9 protein-coding genes and 1 pseudogene are annotated in these 17,246 nt (G+C 62.5%); 8 read left to right on the forward strand and 2 right to left on the reverse strand.

The features are described from left to right. Positions 1–16 precede the first annotated feature (16 nt). From RGE_RS23600 to RGE_RS23995, 6 genes are all read left to right on the forward strand, one after another. Positions 17–1,915: a TerB N- and C- terminal domain-containing protein gene (locus tag RGE_RS23600; protein WP_148280144.1), complete on the forward strand. Its 1,899-nt coding sequence runs from the start codon at positions 17–19 to the stop codon at positions 1,913–1,915. Between the two features lie 402 nt (positions 1,916–2,317). Next, entirely contained in the window at positions 2,318–4,321 is a 2,004-nt protein-coding gene (gene zorA, locus RGE_RS08815) for an anti-phage ZorAB system protein ZorA (RefSeq protein WP_014428001.1), read from the forward strand. A 1-nt stretch (position 4,322) separates the two neighbouring features. Beyond that, entirely contained in the window at positions 4,323–5,027 is a 705-nt protein-coding gene (locus tag RGE_RS08820) for an OmpA/MotB family protein (protein WP_043783932.1), read from the forward strand. Further along, positions 5,021–6,718, forward strand: a complete 1,698-nt coding sequence (locus RGE_RS08825) for an EH signature domain-containing protein (protein ID WP_014428003.1) — start codon at positions 5,021–5,023, stop codon at positions 6,716–6,718. Before RGE_RS08820 ends, RGE_RS08825 begins: the two co-directional genes overlap by 7 nt. Continuing rightward, on the forward strand, positions 6,718–10,581 hold the full coding sequence (locus RGE_RS08830) for an SNF2-related protein (RefSeq protein WP_014428004.1): 3,864 nt from the start codon (positions 6,718–6,720) through the stop codon (positions 10,579–10,581). The genes RGE_RS08825 and RGE_RS08830 overlap by 1 nt, the downstream gene beginning before the upstream one ends. A 266-nt stretch (positions 10,582–10,847) precedes the next feature. Continuing rightward, positions 10,848–11,321: a hypothetical protein gene (locus RGE_RS23995; RefSeq protein ID WP_014428006.1), complete on the forward strand. Its 474-nt coding sequence runs from the start codon at positions 10,848–10,850 to the stop codon at positions 11,319–11,321. 316 nt (positions 11,322–11,637) lie between these two features. Here the strand turns inward: RGE_RS23995 and RGE_RS24000 are convergent. Beyond that, a pseudogene (locus tag RGE_RS24000) lies at positions 11,638–11,949 on the reverse strand (transposase); the annotation flags it as partial. 299 nt (positions 11,950–12,248) lie between these two features. On the opposite strand from RGE_RS24000, the gene RGE_RS24005 reads away from it, so the two are divergent. Both RGE_RS24005 and RGE_RS08840 read left to right on the forward strand, forming a co-directional pair. After that, on the forward strand, positions 12,249–12,821 hold the full coding sequence (locus tag RGE_RS24005) for a hypothetical protein (protein WP_148280145.1): 573 nt from the start codon (positions 12,249–12,251) through the stop codon (positions 12,819–12,821). 439 nt (positions 12,822–13,260) lie between these two features. Beyond that, positions 13,261–13,737: an H-NS family nucleoid-associated regulatory protein gene (locus RGE_RS08840; protein ID WP_014428011.1), complete on the forward strand. Its 477-nt coding sequence runs from the start codon at positions 13,261–13,263 to the stop codon at positions 13,735–13,737. Positions 13,738–14,087: 350 nt separating this feature from the next. Here the strand turns inward: RGE_RS08840 and RGE_RS08845 are convergent, their stop codons facing one another. After that, entirely contained in the window at positions 14,088–17,243 is a 3,156-nt protein-coding gene (locus tag RGE_RS08845; RefSeq protein WP_014428012.1) for an error-prone DNA polymerase, read from the reverse strand. Positions 17,244–17,246: the final 3 nt, after the last annotated feature.

Here is a 17,246-nt window from a genome sequence, read left to right on the forward strand (position 1 = left end):
GCGGCGATGGCAGGAAGTGCTCGACCAGGTTGCGAGGCAACCGGCGAGCGATAGCCTGCCGGATGGGCCCGTCGTATCGGCCCAAGGAGCTGGGACGTCAGAGAAGGCGGCGGCGAGCGAGCTGGCTGCGCCCTCCGCCGTGCCAGCGGAATGTGAGGACACCGTCCGGCTGGACGAGTTCGACCGGCTGTTCGGCGCCAAGGCGCCCCAGGTCGAACTCACGCATTCGGTGCCGGACGCGCCGGTGCACGTGGAACAAATTGCTGCTCGCACTTCGGCACAAGAGTTCAGTTTGCCGAAGCCGCCTGCGCCAGAGCGTCCCCGATGGTATGGCCCCACCCACACTGTTGAGGTGCGCGGTCTCGTCCTGCCAGGACTACTGAGCGTCGCGCTGAAGCCTCCGCCCAAGGGCGTAGTGCTGCACCCCGCAACCGTCGCGGCGTGGATGCCTGCAGACCTCGGTGTGCCAACAGACGGCGTTGAACCTATCCGGGATGTCTGGTCCATCCCCAGCTACGCTTCGCTGACCGTCGCCCAGCGAGGCTTGTATCTGAAGTGGCTCGCCTCCGGTAGGGAGCTTTCCGTGCCGGCGCATCTGGCACTTCTCTTTGTTTGCGGGCTCGAGTCTAGGGTCGTCGAGGCAGGCCCGACCGCCCTCGCGGACGAGGAGCGCCGGGCGATTGCATGGGCCTCTCGGGACGTTGTCGCTCGGTTTGGGAGTGCGTTGCCGCAGCTTCGCGAACACTGCCTTAACCTGGCGGGCTTCTTGGATGCGGTTGACGCGCCAGCCCGCTGGTACTTGCTCGATGTCCCAGAACTCGCAGAGACCTATGACCCTTCGGCCCCTTTGCAAGTGGCCCTTGGGCAAGCGGCCCGTGACGGCGCGTTCCTTCCCCCCGCTTGGGCGCTTGCATCCGTGCTGAGTGACGTGCGTGTGCCAAAGAAGACGCCCGTTGGCCGCTGCCCCGAGGAGATGCGCGAACTGTTCTGTATCCACTTTCAGTCAGCTTTTCCAAAGGGACTGAAGGTGGAGCGCAGGCCGTTCAATGCGCTCAAGGTCGTCTACCGGGGTACGCCTGACCGACGTACGGGTGCGCCGGCAAGCACTTCGGTTGTTGTCCCGTCCGCTGACCAGACTTGGTTCACACAGGACCAGGTTCAGGCTATCAGAGAGGCATTTGACCGATGCGCTGATGAGTTGTCGGCGTACAGTAGATTCATCGGCCGCATGCCTATCGCAAAGGGTACTCCCGATGCCGAAGTGCGCCTGCCGCTAAGCCTCCTTCGGCGGCGGCTTGCCGCCAACTTCGAGGTGCTGAGTGCAAGTCTCGGTCGACGCAAAGAAGTGTCATTGGACCAAGCTTGGATGGCTCTGTGGGGGAAGCTGCCCGAGCGCAAGGACAGTACGTCTTTCTTGCGCGCACTGCTTGAGGCGGAGGGGTTAACTGTCGTCGCGACGTTGCCGGTGTCTACCCAAAGGGCGGGCGTCCCATCCCCTCCAGGGCGGCCGTTCCGGCTAGACCCAGAGAGGCTCGAGAGGGTCCGCAAAGACGAGGCTGCTGCTACCAAGCTGCTCTCGGCTCTCTTCACCGACACAGCGGAACAGGCCACGCCTGCATCGCCGGCGACCGTGCATGTCGACCCGGACCGGGCGTTGTTTCCGCAGCTCGATGACGACCACTTCCGGCTCTTGATAAGCCTACTCAATGCAGACGCCTGGACTCGGGAGCGACTGAAACAAGCGGCCAGCCAGCTCGGCCTGATGTTGGATGGTGCGCTGGAGGTCATAAACGATGCCGCGTTCGAGCTGACTGGCGGGCCTCTGGTGGTTGACAACGGTGACTTGGGGGTGGATTCGGCGACTGCTCGCCAGATCGGTGGAGCGCTGGTGTCGTTTCGGCAGGCGCTCCGTTGAAGTCAAATCTGTTGAGGGGCGCTGAAGCCCCCCTCGAAGGTTCAGCTTTGCCCCTGCAGGTGGAGAAGCTGTCGTCCAAGGCGTTGAGATGAGGGGCAAGTTGCCCAAGTGGGCGCCTTCTTCCCAGTGCCCGGTCTGGACTCCTCACGGCTGATGGTAAAAACGTGTTGCAATTTGCAATACGGGTCCTTGACGCATGAACGCTGAGAAATCGGTCGGACTGACCTTCCGGGTGACACCGAAGACCAAGCGGCTCCTCGTCGCAGCGGCTGAGTACGAAAAACGCACCTTGACCAACATTGTTCGAGGTGCTTGTGGCGGAGTTCTGCCAGCGCGCGGGGATAGTGGAAGCTGAGGCGAGGAACGCCCCGAAGAGGGCCGCAAGTTCAGGGAAGAAAGTGCATGAGTGAAACTGCGAAGCTGCTAGGCGGCATCCACCCGTCTCTGCAGACCCTTCATGGGCTGCCGCTGTGGGTCTTCCTGTTGGTCGTCCTGCTGACCAGTATTTTCCTTCTGGGTTACTTGCTCAAGGGAACGCAGGTCTGGTGGCAACTGAGGTCAACTGTCCGCGCGGTGCGGTCCTTTGGGGGGCAGAAGGCGCCGCCAGACCCGAAGGCGGTTGGTCGGGCCTTCCAGTCGGAGCCCCTGAAGCACCTATGGGAAGAGTACGACGACACCTTGCATGAGCTGCGCAAAGCAGCCTCTGGAGAGGTTGCCCTCGTCGAGGTCCGGGCAACTGTGCCAGCCGAGGCGATGTTCACGAGGGATGTACTCGTGGACAGCCGGCTCTTCGACGACTTCACCCGTCACCTGCCTGGCGTTCTCACTGGCCTAGGCATTATCGGTACCTTTGCAGGGCTGCTCGCTGGCCTGCAGGACTTCAAGCCATTTCCTATTGAGGAGGCGGTCAAGGGGCTGGGGCCGCTGCTGCTCGGGGTTCAACATGCTTTCGTTGCCTCGGGCGTGGCCATCGGCTGCGCCATGGTTGTCGTGTTCGTCAGCCGATTCACACTGGCGTACCTGTATGGGCTCGTCGAGCAGCTAACGCATGGCATCGACAGCCTCTACTCCACCGGCGCCGGTGAGGAGTACTTGGCCCGGCTCGTCAGGTCCTCGGAGCAAAACGCAGCCAGTACCGCACAGCTCAAGGACGCGCTTGTGGAAGACCTCCACAAGATGATGACCAACCTGGTTGACCGGCAGATTGCCGCTCAGGAGGCCTCAACGCTAGCGCTGGGCAAGCACATCGGCGAAGCCATCTCGACCGCTGTCGCAGGACCCATGGAGCGAATGGGCAACGCCATGGAGGCGACCGCCCGCGGAAACGGAGAGCAGGTCAACTCGATGCTTGAGACCTTGCTCACCGGTTTCATGGCCAAGTTGGAAGACACCTTCGGCGGGCAGATGAGGGGCATCAACGAGCAGATGCAGCGCTCCATGGACTCGATGGCGGCCGTGCAAGCCTCGCTGCAAGGGTTGCTCGCAGACATCAAGCAGACCAACGAGCATGCGGCAACACAGATGTCCGGCACTCTCGAGGAGGCCATGAAAAGGGCAGCGGACAACCAGCAGCTGCTGACTGACCAGATGCGGGAGTTCGTTCAGGACTTCCGGCGCCTTGTGACCGAGGAGCAGAACAAGTCCAAGGCCGCCATGGACGAGGCCGTGATGAAGGTGTTAAGAGAAGTCGCCGTCGCGATTGAGGGCCTGGAAGGTGCTCGCAAGGCATCAGCTGCCGAGGAGGCGGGGCGCAACGACCGCTTGGCCTCGCAAACCAATCAGCTGGTTGGGGGGCTCACCGCTCAGGTCGAGGCGCTTCTGGGTGCCGTCTCCGACCAAGTAGCCAAGACTCAGCGCAACATTGACGCACTGTCGCAAGTCTCCCTCAGCGCTATCGACGGCATGAACCACGGAGCGCTGACGATGAGCAGTGCTGCTCAGCGATTTGAGACCGCGGGCAGCGCGGTTTCGACGGTCTTCGAGCGCTCCACGAAGGTTGCCGACACGCTTGCCTCCGCGTCAGCTGCACTCCAGGCGGCATCCACGGCGGTCCAGCGCGGGTTCGAACAGTACGACTCGACCAGGCGAACCGTGGACTCTCAAGTCGCGGTACTGACTGGCCTGATTGAAGCGGCCAAGAAGGAAGCTGGCGTTTCCCAAGAGTTGGTCGCGAGCATCAAGGCAAGCGCTGATTCCATGCGCGCGGCCGAAGCACAGAGCCGGGAGCACCTTGCGGGCGTCAATGCGGCACTGCTGAAGGCTTTTGAGGACTTCGGGATTCAGCTGGTAAGTCGCATCAAGGACGCCATCGCTGAGACGGACCGCCATCTAGCCCAGGGCACGGGGCACCTGAACGGAGTTGTGCAGGAACTCGCCAATGCGGTTCAGCGCATGAAGAGGGCCTGAGATGCTGACCAGTATCGTCCTCAAGCGGCGCGGCAAGCCTGAGGGGGAAAGTCCGTTCTGGATTTCATTCTCTGACCTGATGTCGGCCTTGATGGTGCTGTTTCTGGTCGTGATGGCGGTGACGCTGGTTGCGGTGACGCAGAGCATTGATGCGGCAACGCGCGCGTCCATCGAGCGTAGCCAGGCCATCAGCAAGCTGATGTCGCTTATTGCCGAGGACTCGAAGAAGAGTGGGGTCGGCGTAGACCAAAGCAACTTCCGCATCGACCTGGGCAAGGACGTCAGGTTCGATAGTGGCAGCTACACCATCACTCCTGCGGCGCGTCAGTTCCTGCGAAGCTACGTCCCGGTTCTGCTGAAGGCCAAGGACACACCAGAGGGGAAGCGCTGGCTGCGTAGCGTGGTCATCGAGGGGTTCACCGACGAGGACGGCACGTACCTCTACAACCTCCTGTTGAGCCTGGACCGTAGCAGAAGCGTCGTCTGTGCGTTGTTCGAGGGTGCCAGCGGGAGCGAGGGCCTACGTCGGGACCAGCTCCAGAAGGTGCAGGAGCTGTTCCTCGTAGGGGGCTACTCCTTCAACTCCATCAAGAAGGACAAGGCTGAGAGCAGGCGGGTGGAGTTCAAGGTGGACTTCTGGGGCCTCGAGGAGACTCCGGTGCCGCCCAGTGACGTTCTGAAGGACAAGGAGTTTGGGAAGTGCTAGCCGCTCAGGCCCTCCAGGTCCTCACCCGTGACCTTGCGGCTTGCATAGCGAGGATGGGCCTGGGCGGTGGCAACTTCGGAGTGCCCGGCCTGGTCGAGAAGCCTGTACGGGAAGCCGAGCGAATCTTCCAGGGCTATGCCAAGGCACAGCCCAGGCAGGAGGACTCGTACGCAGCAGCCCGCGCCTTCTTGCGAGGTCAAAGGCTCGATGCTTGGCAGCGCGACCTTGTCGCCAGCGCAGTTGCCCAGCCCATCCGGGAGGCTGGCGACGAGACAGCTCTGGGGTCCCAGCGGTTCGACACGCTTCTTGGCGAGTACCAAGCGGAGGCTGAACGAGGCGACCTTTGGCGCCTGACCTGGCACGGCTTGCTTTACTCCTACTTCCAGTACGACATCAGTGCGGCCGGTGGCACTGCTGCCCAAACTGGGTGGGAAAAGCTAAGGGCATTTCTCGAGCGGACCTGGCCGCTCATCGACCGACAGGTTGGAGCTGGTCTCGTCCCGGACTGGGTGCATGTGCTTCGCAAGGAAGGGGCTGTGCTGTCCAGAAGCCCAGTCGACAAGTACGCGCGAGGGTACCTTCGAGGCGACTCCGCAGCAGTAGACCAACTGGCGGAGGACCTGGGCATCCCTCCGTCGTCTTGGTTCTGGCACGCACTCGTCCTGGGGGCTGTAAAGCGGGCGACCGCCGACTCCGATGCCGAGTTCCAACGTCTGGTGCCGCAGCTGATTCAACTCATCAAGACAAGGCCCGGCTTCCGGGACGAGGCGCTTGAGTACATTCTTGTGCGGTATCACGCCTGTAGAGCCGCGCCGCAGGACGAGCTGCTTCGCGACTTCGTATGCGCTCCGGCCGTTTGGAGGAACCCGAAGCTCAAGGCAGCAGGGTATGCCACCGCATGGAACCGTGTTCCCGAGCCCGTTTGGCAGATGGTGCTGGGCTGGGTCAACGAGCGCAATCTCAAGGACTTCTTCGACATTCTTGCCGCGCGCAACCAAGCCGATGAGGGTCGGCTGGCGTTCTGGTCGCAGTACCTGAAGCAGATTACCTGGACGAGGCTCGTCTTCGGCGCTGACACGATGGCGCTTCAGCGAAGAAGCCCGGAGGTCAGGAACCTCATCGCACGCGAGGAGGGTGCGTACGCGCGGCTTGACGGCAAATCGGAGGTTGACGCTTTCATGATGCAGATTGGGTCCTACCTCATCGTCGAGTTCAGCAAGAAGCCCAACGCCTGCTACGCCTACAAGGTTGATGAGCTGCCGTTCGAGCCCTACGCGAAGCACTACGACGGCGGAACCACCGACCTTGCGTATGGCTACCGCGGAGAGAAGGCTGCCCGAATCGTCCACACGCCGGGTTGGCAAGCTCGTGCTGCGGAGGAACTCCGACGACTCGGCATTCGGCCGGACCGGCCCGATGCGCAGCGCGTCGTGGGCGGAGGCGCAGCCACTGGCTCGGCTACAGCAGGCGGGTCAAGACCGGATAGCGCTTCGCCTGGTCCCGACATGCCGGCGCTTGAGGCGTTGATGAGGCGATTCCGAGGGGCCACGATTGATGACCGACGCGGTCCTGGGGGCGGCCGACTTTGGGTGGAAGACCCATTGCAGAGGGTGCAGCTTGGCTCTGAGTTGAAGGCTCTGGGCTTTAAGTGGGCGAATCCCCGCCAGGCTTGGTACTACCCGGAGAGCTGATGGGACTCTTTGACTTGTTCAAGCGCGCGGTCCGCGCGAAGTCTGATGAGCCTCAGCTCCAGACCTCGTGGACACCGGGCGGCGTGCGCATCGAGTTCGCTTCACGCCTTGCGTCGCCCACACCTGACGGACTCCTTGAGGCTATCCACGACGCCGGGCCGGATGAAACGGTGTTGGGCGCGTACCTCGCACAGTTGGCGGCAGAGGACAGGTGTCTTCTGAGCCCGGATGGAGCGTTGGTGCGATGGGAGGACGTTTTCGCCCTTCAAGCGATGGCGGAGCATGCGGGAGCTTTGCGGCTGCTTGGTCTGCCACCCCAGGGTCCGCTCAGACCGGTCTTGGACTGCACAGGCGGCCTTTCGGATGCCGACTTTGAGCTCGAAGTTGCTGGGTGGACCGATGGCTCCCAGCAGGTAAGGCCAGACTCAATTGTTGGTGCTGTAGCGTCTGTTGCCGGCGAGGAGCAGCTGCTGTCTGCGGCTGCATGGGCCACGCTCACCGAAGTTGAGCGCTTCAGGGCGCGCGATGCATCGGGTCGCGCCCAGCATGAGCAGGAGCTTGCGTGGGGCCGCATTCGCCGGCTTGCCGACAAGGCCGGCGCCCTCTACGCGAGCACCTTCCTTGAAACGACCTTGGTGCTCACGCCGGATTCGCTTCGTCTGCCCCTGACAAGGGAGGAGACGCCGTTCGGACGCGTCGTGACGGTCGGCCCCACCTTTGACGGTGCGCCCGACGGCTGGCTCAAGGCGTTCGATGGGTTCAACTCTGTTCAACAGCACTATGACTTGACCAAGGGCGGCGGGCGGGTCCGTGTTGTCATCTCGGAGCCCGTGCGCAAGGTTCTGAGCGTCATCAAGCGCGAGATGCCTGGTCGGAAGGTGTCGGGCGCCAAGGCAGAGAAGTTCATCCACAACCCGTTTGCGTTCCTGGGGGACGTAGCTCACGAGGTTCTTCGCGAGGAAGAGTTCGAAGCCGATAGAGCTCAAGCTGGTGCGGTGGCGGCAGTCTTCAGCATTGTTGGCCGCTACGAAATAGGGCGTATCAACTCTGTTGACCTAGTGGTTACCGAGCACTTCGGAGACGCCCATTCGCGGACAGACAGCAAGCCATTTGCCTCGCCGGAAGAACTGGAGCAGTTCCTGCTGGCCCTCAAGGCGGCGCTTGAGCAGGAGCGGGAACGGTTCCCCTGGGACGAGTACGACTTGGACATCGACGGGGAAACCACGATCCAGTTCGAGGCCGGGCTGCAGCTTGCCCACGTCTGGCGGACCCAGCCAGCCCAGCGCATCAGCTTTGAAGATGTGTACGAGCTTGAGGGCTATAGCGGACGCATCGAAGGAATCGGTGCTGCCAAACCCATCTACGTACCGGTGTTCCAGAGGGACAAGAAGGAGGGCGAGGACGGGGGCTGGTTGCCGTCAGACTTAACGCCCATGGTCAAGGTGACGCTCCAGGGCCACGAAGGGGATGTGCTGATACCGCTGACCAAGGAGTGGGTCCAGGCGTTCGATGAGCAGGTCACCCAAGCCGAAAAGGACGGGCGAGCTGAGGTCAAGAACGACAGCCTTCCGACAGCGGTGTCGACCCAGCAAGCCCGGGCCTTTGCCGACGCGTTCCAGAACATGGTCGGAGCGCAGGACCGCATCAAGCGCGATGGTGGGTCCAAGCAGAAGGAACGCAAGGGTCCGCGGCAGACCTTGCTGGTCAAGACGAACTTCCACGGTGTGGACTACCTGGAGGAACGCAGAGCCTCGCTGGCACTACCGGAGGGCGCTGCCGCAGACTTGCCGCGCTGCCTGAGGCCCGACATTGAGCTGAAGAAGCACCAGCTCTATGGTGTCGCCTGGTTCCAGCATCTTGTGGGCAAAGGCACTTCGCAGTGCCGTGGCGCGCTCTTGGCCGACGACATGGGGCTGGGCAAGACTCTGCAGCTCCTGTCGCTGCTGGCTTGGTACTACGAGCGAAACCCGACCAGCGCTCCGTCCGTCATTTTTGCCCCGAAAAGCTTGCTTGAGAACTGGGCCAACGAATCCAAGAAGTTTTTCACTCAGTCGTTTCCCGAGGTCGTAGTGCTGTACGGGGATGCACTGAGCTCGCGCAAGCAGCCACTGGGCCTTATCGACAGTCAGTTGCAGGAAATGGGCATCGTCGAGCTACTCAAGCCCGACTGGGCGGGTAGCTCCAAGGTCATCGTTACCACCTACGAGGTGTTGACCGCTTACGAGTTCTCGCTGGCCAAGCAGCCCTTCGCGCTTGTCATCTGCGATGAGGCGCAGCGAATCAAGACGCCCGGTACCTTGGTCACGCTGGCTGCCAAGAAGCTCAAGGCTGACTTCCGCATCGCTTGCACCGGAACGCCAGTGGAGAACTCGCTGGCCGACCTGTGGTGTTTGTTCGACCTGGTTCAGCCCGGTCTGCTCGGCGCGTTGGAGGAGTTTGGCAAGACCTACCGCCGCCCCATCGAATGCGAGAGTGAAGACCAAGTTGAGGCGCTCAAGCGTCTGCAGGCTGCGATTGCTCCTCAGACGCTGCGAAGAACCAAGGCCGACATCGCCGCAGACCTGCCGAAGAAGTACTTCGCCGCCAAGAAGTCCTCAGAGGCAGCGCTCGCGTTCAAGGACTGCCTCGGTGAAGAAGAGCGTCTTGAAGTGCAGCTCACCGAGCACCAGCGCATGCTCTACAAGGGTGGCCTCAAGAAGTTGCAGGACGCAGCGCAAGAGTCCAACGGCCGCAAGCGTGCACAGCTTTCCTTTGGTGCCTTGCATCTGATGAGGGCGGTTTGCGCAGAGCCCTACTGCCTGCCGGGAAGCAAGTTCCTGGTCGACAAAGGGGGGCGTGAGACTCATCTTGCAAACTCGCCAAAGCTTGCCTGGTTGCTCGACAGGCTCCAGGAGGTGCGAAACGCCGGCGAGAAGGCTATCGTCTTCACCGAACTGCGCGAGGTCCAAGCTGCCCTGTACTACTTCCTGAAGGATGCCTTTGGACTGCGACCGTTCATCATCAACGGAGACTCGCAGGGCCGGCAGGGCTACATCGACCGCTTCTCTGCGACGTCGGGCTTCGATGTCATCATTCTTTCAACTCTCGCTGCGGGCGCCGGCCTGAACGTGACGGCGGCCAACCACGTCTTCCACTTCACCAGAGCGTGGAACCCGTCCAAGGAGGCGCAGGCGACAGACCGTGCCTTCCGCATCGGTCAAGAGCGTGACGTCTTTGTGTACTGCCCGACCGTCGTGGCCGATGACTTCACGACTTTCGAGGTTCGACTGGACCAGTTGCTCAAGCGCAAGGCCGGTCTGGCTGGCGCCACACTTGACGACGGCGGACTGACGTCCATGCTCAACGGCTCAGGCAAGGATGCCAGCTATCGAGAGCTCGTGGGCGATGGCGACGGCGGTGAGGCCGTTCCCAAGAGGTTCCTTACGATAGACGATGTCGACCGCATGGACGGGGACTCGTTCGAGGCGTTCTGCTGCTTGCTGTGGGCCAAGCAAGGGTTCGATGCGACGGTCACACCCAAGCGGGGCGGTGATGGAGGCATCGACGTCGTTGCGCTCAAGGGCACCGAAGGTGACCTTCTGCAGTGCAAGAGTTCCAAGTCGGCGGAGGTGGGCTGGGATGCTGTCAAGGAAGTGGTTGCCGGTGCGGCCCGCTACCAAGCTAGGTTCAAGGGGACGCGCTTTCGTCGCCTGGCGGTGACGAACCAGCACTTCAACCGGGGAGCAATCGAGCAAGCCGAAGCCAACCGGGTTTCGCTGGTCACTCGTCCCAGGCTTGAGGAACTCCTCGGAGCTCATCCTGTCAGCAACCATGAGTTCGACGAAGCGCTTCACAGCTTCGTGGAGTTCGCTGCCGAGGCATGAGCTGGAGGTCTGTCCCGGCCCGCAGTTGCTGGCCTGCTCGCCAGGCGCGCAATCGGCACCCATGGCAAACCTGGCTGCTGTACTGAAGTCTGAAGTTGGTCGCCTTGCCCGCAATGAAGTGCGAGCCGAAACTGAAGCCTTAAAGAAGACGGTAGCTGCTCAATGAGCTGAACTCGCTGGGCTCAAACGCAAGTTGGCCGTTCGAGAAGACGCTGGAGGTTTTAGCTCGAACTGCAAGCGCTTCCAAGCCGCCGCAGGAACCAAGCGTGAGCGACGAGGAGGGCGGCCGGTTCCGCTTCCGCGCCGCTGGCATGACCGCCAACCGCAAGCGCCTCGGGCTGTCGGCTGGGAACTTCGAACTGCTGGTCGGTCCCCTATTTGGGCGGTCTTCCCGCAGCTTTGCCATCAGCTTTGCCCTTCTCTGTGGCTATGGCACTCAAGTAAGCCATAAGGGTTGTCATTGCTGCTGTCCCAAGCGTGGTGGCAACTGTGCGCAGCTTAGCGGAGTGCATTTCGCAAAGTTCATTTGCATAATTCTTCGTTGCTTTGGCGTAATTTGTGCAGCCGGGCATGCGGCATTGATAGATTGTGTGCTTGCAGTGCGGGCATCGAAGTTTGTTGCGTGCAAGTCTCTTGCCCTGTTCAACAAACTCGGGTTGGACATCTTTATTACAGAACGGGCAATTGCCGAGCTCCATAAACTTCGGTCGATCAGCTGGCGCGACTGCGTTCTTAACTAGTGGCTGCTGGTTACGTTTTGGCATAGCTGCGCAGGTCGGAAGTAGGCCACGATAAGTGCTGCAACCTTCAAAGTGTGCCGCGCGGGACGTCGCGATGGAAGGGAGGCGCTGGCGAGAGCGAGGGGGCAGAGACGCTAACAGGCCCTTGAAGAACTGATCTCGCGCACGTTCCAGCCCCTCAAGATGCGAGGCCCCGAGGTGATCCAGTACGTCGCGGCGGCGGGAGCGGCCTTCCGTAGGCCTTCAAGGCGCCATTTCTCGCCCCGAAGTCGGCAGTTCCGCGGCTCTTGTCCCCCACTACGCCCTGCAGACGCACTGCGGCCAAGCCGCGCAGTTGCGTGAGGTTGTAGGCGGCCATCGTCAGCGTCAGCAACTGGTCCACCTTATCCAGTCCGCGCAGCATCACCTATCGCATCCGGCCAACGACCTTGTCCCAGCCGAAGCACTGCTCGATGCACTTGCGCCGCCGCGGGCTGACGGCGTCGCCGCCGTGCCGCTTGGTGCGCCCGTCGATGGCGCTGCCGCCTCGGCGGCCCAGGTTCTGCGCGACGTGCGGGGTGACCTTGTTCTCCCGGCAGACCGTGATGAAGCCGCGGGTGTCGTAGGCCTTGTCGGCGCCCACGGTGATGCGCCATCCCGCGGCTCTCTGAGGGGCTCGACGAACTAGTGATTGATACATTTTCACGCCATTACTTGATCGGCGTCATCGTGACGTTTTCCCGGTCGAGCACGCTAGCTAATAGTCCTTGAAAGCGGCACTTGCAACTGGGCGTCTGGATAGGAGGTTCAATGTTCGATTAGGGTTGTGGATTCAACCGGTCGCGAAGGCTCGCTGCCGGGCAAAAGCAGCCATTTGAACGAAGCGTCCCCATGTTTGGCAAGCATCCATGTCAATATCTTGGTTAATTTGATGCCAAAGGAATAGCCTTGAAGAAGAAAATCATACCTTTTAACGGGTCTGAGTCATCTTATGGTCGCGACTATAAGCTGGAACATACTGAGCGGGAATCAAAAAGAAATATTGAATCGACTGATATATGGTTGTATCTGGGTGCCGATGTGGTAGATAAAAATTTCGCCAAAATTGGCATTACGATGGGGGACCTCGCGTCAAGATCGTATAGTTCAAGCCGCCCAACTTATTATTTGTTTTGCGCCTTCAAATTTAAGTGCAACGTATCCGCGCAGGAAGTTAAGCGTGTAGAAGTCGATGTGTTGTCAAGGATTGATGGGCTGCATCGTAATAAGGATGGCTCATCTAAGAGGATGGTTCATTGCGAGTCGGGTGTGCCTTCAGAGTGTTTTTATCCTGTAGAGTTTTTTGCTTTTTTCAAAGATCTGCATGATGAGATTTATGATCATCATCGAGGTAGCTTCGTGATTTCTGGCTATGAAAACGAATGCGGCGTAGAAGATGGAGAGTTTGTTGACTGTATTTTTAGCCCGCTCCAAGAGAGGCGCCATAACGAATATAGAAAAATGATTCTCCGATATGATTAAAAATTGAAGCCGATATGAGAATAAAAGTGACGGCTGACTGCTCTGGGTCGAGTCGAGACCGTCGCGCGAAAAGGGACCGGTCGTTGACGGCCAATGCCTCCCCGGCGGTGACGCCGCGGGAGTCGGCTGTCTGACGGTTTGCCGACGCCCACGGCATTGCCGTTCGTAGCGGTGAAGGTCGGCTTGGTGCAGTGACCGTGAGTTCACCCAATGACCGCCACCGGCCGCAATCGCTGCGAAGCTGCCTTCCGTAGCCTGGCGCACTGCGGATCGCGCCGCCCGCCAGGCGCGGATCCGCCGATCAAGCGAGTCCAGAGTATTGCGAGACGGCCGCTCCGGTAGGTCTGCGATGTAGGTCGGCGCAGCGTCGTTGAGGGCAGCAAAGCCCACGAAGGTCGGGGCAGAGGCTTGAACGCCTAACATCACTGATTCGATAGTTTTGGAGAACCAGTTGGGTGTCTTGCAGGATGCAGTCGGCGCCGGTGCGCGTGAACGCGCTGCCCAGGAGATCCGCGAGCTTGTTGCTCGCTTCGCGATCAGCGAGACGGACCTTCGCCGGGCACTGAGCGAAGTCGAGCGCGAACGCGAGAGGCGGGCACTGGTGGAGAGCCGCAAGGCTGAGCAGGACCATCGGCGCGCACGCGAGCGGGCCCTGCATGTTGCGCGGCAACTGGTCGAGTTCTGGCGCATTGAGCCACGGGAGCTCGCCGCGCGTCAGCCGCGCGCAGCACAGGTCGAGGCGACGCCAGCGGTTCGGTACCGACACCCGGTTACCGGTGAGTCTTGGGACGGTCTAGGCGGTCAGCCTGAGTGGCTGCGCCGGGCGCTGGGTAAAGAGGGCTACCGCGTCGCTGAACTGCAACCTGGCACCGACGACTTCGCTCGCGCTGCGGCGACCCGGGTTCGGTCCGAGTAGCGGTACTGCTGAGTCTCAGCCGCGCTGGGGCCGTCGCTCTGAAGCCGGGCATTGCATAGGGGCCGCAGAATCAAGCCTTGGCGAGCGGGAGCCGACGGCAAGCTCCGAGCTAAACTGCGCGTACTTTGCGTCCGAGAGACCCGGAAAGGCGTCCCGGTGACCAGGCCTGTGCACAGGGCCTGGAGTGATGAAGAAAATGTGCGTCCTAGCGAGGGGAACCTCGGACAACGCGACCGATCAAGGTGTCGGAAGCTGGGTGCACAGCCGTCCTTCCTTGGATGCAAAGTCTTTTCTTGAGTCCAGCTGACGAGCATTCGCGGCTTGGACGTCGCGTCAGCAGCCGCGAATGTTTACCTGAAGTCCCGACTCTCCGTCGTCAGCCTCCCGAGCAGCGGCGTCAAGTCCTCGACGTGTCCAGCGATCAAGTTGCGGACGTCGCCTTCTCGCTGCCACCGGCCTTTCACCGCCATCAGCCGCGCCCTGAGCAGCGGCCCACGTAGCCGTTCCTTCACCGCCCGCCAGACGATGACCTGAACGCTGCCCGTCTCGTCTTCGAGCGAGACGAACATCGTTCCGTGCGCGGTCTCCGGCTGCTGGCGCACCGTCACGATGCCGCAGGCGCTCACCAGCCGCCCGTCGGGCAAGTTGTGGAGCTGTTCTGCCGTCATCAGCTTTCGGGCTGCAAGCAGCGGCCGCAGGATCGCCAGCGGATGACGCCTCAAGGTCAGCCCGGTGGCCGCGTAGTCCCAGACCACCTCTTCGCCTTCCGGTGCCTCGGGCAGTTCCAGGTAGGCCTCGTCGACCGGTGCCTCGCGCAGCAGCTTGGGCGTTGACCTGAGCGCCGCCGCCTCCCACACCTGTTGCCGCCGGTGCCCGGCCAGGCTCATCAGCGCGTCGGCGCCCGCCAGCAGCGTCATCTCGTGCTGTTCCAGCCCGGCCCGGCGGGCCAGGTCCTCGGCGCTCGTGAACGGCGCCGCTTTCCGCTCCTGCAGGATCCTTTTGGCCGACTCGAGCTTCAGCCCCGCGATCATCCGCAGCCCCAGGCGCACCGCGGGTGGATCTCCGTCGCCCTCCAGCGTGCAGTCCCAGTCGCTGTCCATCACGTCGGCGCGCCGCACCTCCACGCGATGGCGTTTCGCGTCCTGGACCAGCTGACTGGGTGAGTAGAACCCCAGCGGCTGCGAGTTCAGCATCGCCGCCAGGAACTCCGCCGGGTGGTGGCACTTGATCCAGCAGCTCGCGTAGACCAGCAGCGCGAAGCTCGCCGCATGGCTCTCGGGGAAGCCGTACTCCGAGAACCCCTTGATCTGCTCGAAGATCGCCTCGGCGAAGGCCTTGTCGTAGCCACGCGCGGTCATCCCGTCGACGATCTTGGCGTAGTAGTGCTGCAGCCCGCCCTTGCGCTTCCAGGCGGCCATCGCTCGTCGCAGGCCGTCGGCCTCCCCCGGTGTGAACCCGGCGGCCAACATGCTGATCTGCATGACCTGCTCCTGGAACACCGGTACACCCAGCGTTCGACCCAGCGCCTGCTCCAGTTCCGGGCTGGGGTAGCTCACCGGCTCCTTGCCCTGGCGCCGGTTCAGGTAGGGGTGGACCATGCCGCCCTGGATAGGCCCGGGCCGCACGATGGCGACCTCGATCACCAGGTCGTAGAAGCGCCGCGGCCGTAGCCGCGGCAGCATGCTCATCTGCGCCCGGCTCTCGATCTGGAAGACGCCGACCGTGTCGGCCTTGCAGATCATGTCGTAGGTCGCCGGGTCCTCAGACGGGATGTCCTGCATCCCGAAGGCCCAGCCCTTGCGCTGGCCGATGAAGTCCAGGCTCTTGCGGATCGCGGTCAGCATGCCCAGCGCCAGCACGTCGACCTTGAGCAGACCCAGCGCGTCGATGTCGTCCTTGTCCCACTCGATGACAGTGCGGTCGGCCATCGCCGCGTTCTCGATCGGCACCATCCGGGACAGGGGGCCCTTGGTCAGCACGAAGCCGCCCGGGTGCTGCGACAAGTGCCGCGGAAAGCCGATCAACTGGCCGGTGAGCTGGATCAGCTGCCGCACGGCCAGGTCCTGCAGCGACAGGCCCAGCTCGACGAGGCGCTCGGTGCGGATGTTGATGCCGTCCCACCAGGTATGGCCCTTAGCGACCTGGTCGATGACCGCCTCCGGGAACCCCAGTGCCTTGCCCACGTCGCGGAGCGCCGACTTGGGACGGTAGGAGATCGCCACAGCGGTCAGGGCGGCCCGCTCGCGCCCGTACTTGGCGTAGAGGTACTGGATCACCTCCTCGCGCCGCTCGTGCTCGAAGTCCACGTCGATGTCCGGCGGCTCGTTGCGCTCCTTGCTGATGAAGCGCTCGAAGAGCACCGACATGCGCGCCGGATCGACCTCGGTCACGCCCAGGCAGTAGCAGACCACCGAGTTCGCCGCGCTGCCGCGGCCCTGGCACAGGATGTGGCGCGACCGCGCGAACGCCACGATGTCGTAAACGGTGAGGAAGTAGTGCTCGTAGTGCAGGTCGGAGATGAGCTCGAGCTCGTGCTCGATCTGGGCCTGGACCTTGGCCGGCACGCCCTGCGGCCAGCGGCGACCGGCACCTTCGTAGGTGATCTGGCGCAGATAGGACGCCGGCGAGTGGCCCGAGGGCACGACCTCATCCGGGTACTGGTAGCGCAGTTCGTCCAGCGAGAAGTTGCAGCGGGCGGCAACCACCAGCGTCTCGGCCAGCAGCTTGTCCGGGTAGGTCTGCGCCAGGCGCAGTCGGGTGCGCAGATGACGTTCGGCGTTGGGCTGCAACGCGCTCCCACACTCGGTCAACGGCTTGCCCACGCGCGTGGAGGTCATCACGTCCTGCAGCGGCTTGCGCGAGCGCACATGAAAGTGCACGTCGCCGGTGGCCACCAGCGGGATGGCCGACAGCTCGCTGGCCTGGCGCAGCCGCAGCAGCCAGACCTCGTCGTCGAGCTGGCGCAGCAGCTCCACCCCGAGCCAGCAGCGCCCGATGAAGTGCGTCAGCAGCCAGCCTGCCAGGGCCAGCAGTTGCTCGTCGCCGGCCGATCGCTCGGTTGCGGCGATGACGACGCAGTCTGCCAGCTCGGCGGCGTCGAAGTCTTCAACCGCCAGCCGGTAAGTGCCCTTGTCGGAGCGGCGGCGCAGCCGGGTGATGAACTGGCACAGGTTGCCGTAGCCGTTGAGGTCGCACGCCAGCGCTACCAGGTGGAACGCTGGCAGCGACGGCTCCGAACCCGGCTGGACCTGGAACTGCGCCCCGACGAGCAGCTTCAGGCCGATCTTCTTGGCCGCCACGTGTGCGCGCACCATTCCCGCCATCGAACATTCGTCGGTCAGCGCCAGCGCCGCGTAGCCCAGTTGCTGCGCGCGCTCGACCAGTTCCTCGGGCAGGCTGGCGCCTTGGAGGAAGCTGAAGTTGCTGACGCAGCGCAGCTCGGCGTACTGGGGAATCGCGCCGGACCTGCGGCCGCCGTTCTCGGCAGTGACGTGAGGCTCGTCCATGGC

The organism is Rubrivivax gelatinosus IL144 (genome assembly GCF_000284255.1).
GTDB classification, from domain to species: domain Bacteria; phylum Pseudomonadota; class Gammaproteobacteria; order Burkholderiales; family Burkholderiaceae_C; genus Rubrivivax; species Rubrivivax gelatinosus_A.

Coding starts and splice junctions, on each gene's coding strand:
- zorA (WP_014428001.1), top strand. CDS start 2,318: ATGAGTGAAACTGCGAAGCTGCTAGGCGGCATCCACCCGTCTCTGCAG.
- RGE_RS08820 (WP_043783932.1), top strand. CDS start 4,323: ATGCTGACCAGTATCGTCCTCAAGCGGCGCGGCAAGCCTGAGGGGGAA.
- RGE_RS08830 (WP_014428004.1), top strand. CDS start 6,718: ATGGGACTCTTTGACTTGTTCAAGCGCGCGGTCCGCGCGAAGTCTGAT.
- RGE_RS08845 (WP_014428012.1), bottom strand. CDS start 17,243: ATGGACGAGCCTCACGTCACTGCCGAGAACGGCGGCCGCAGGTCCGGC.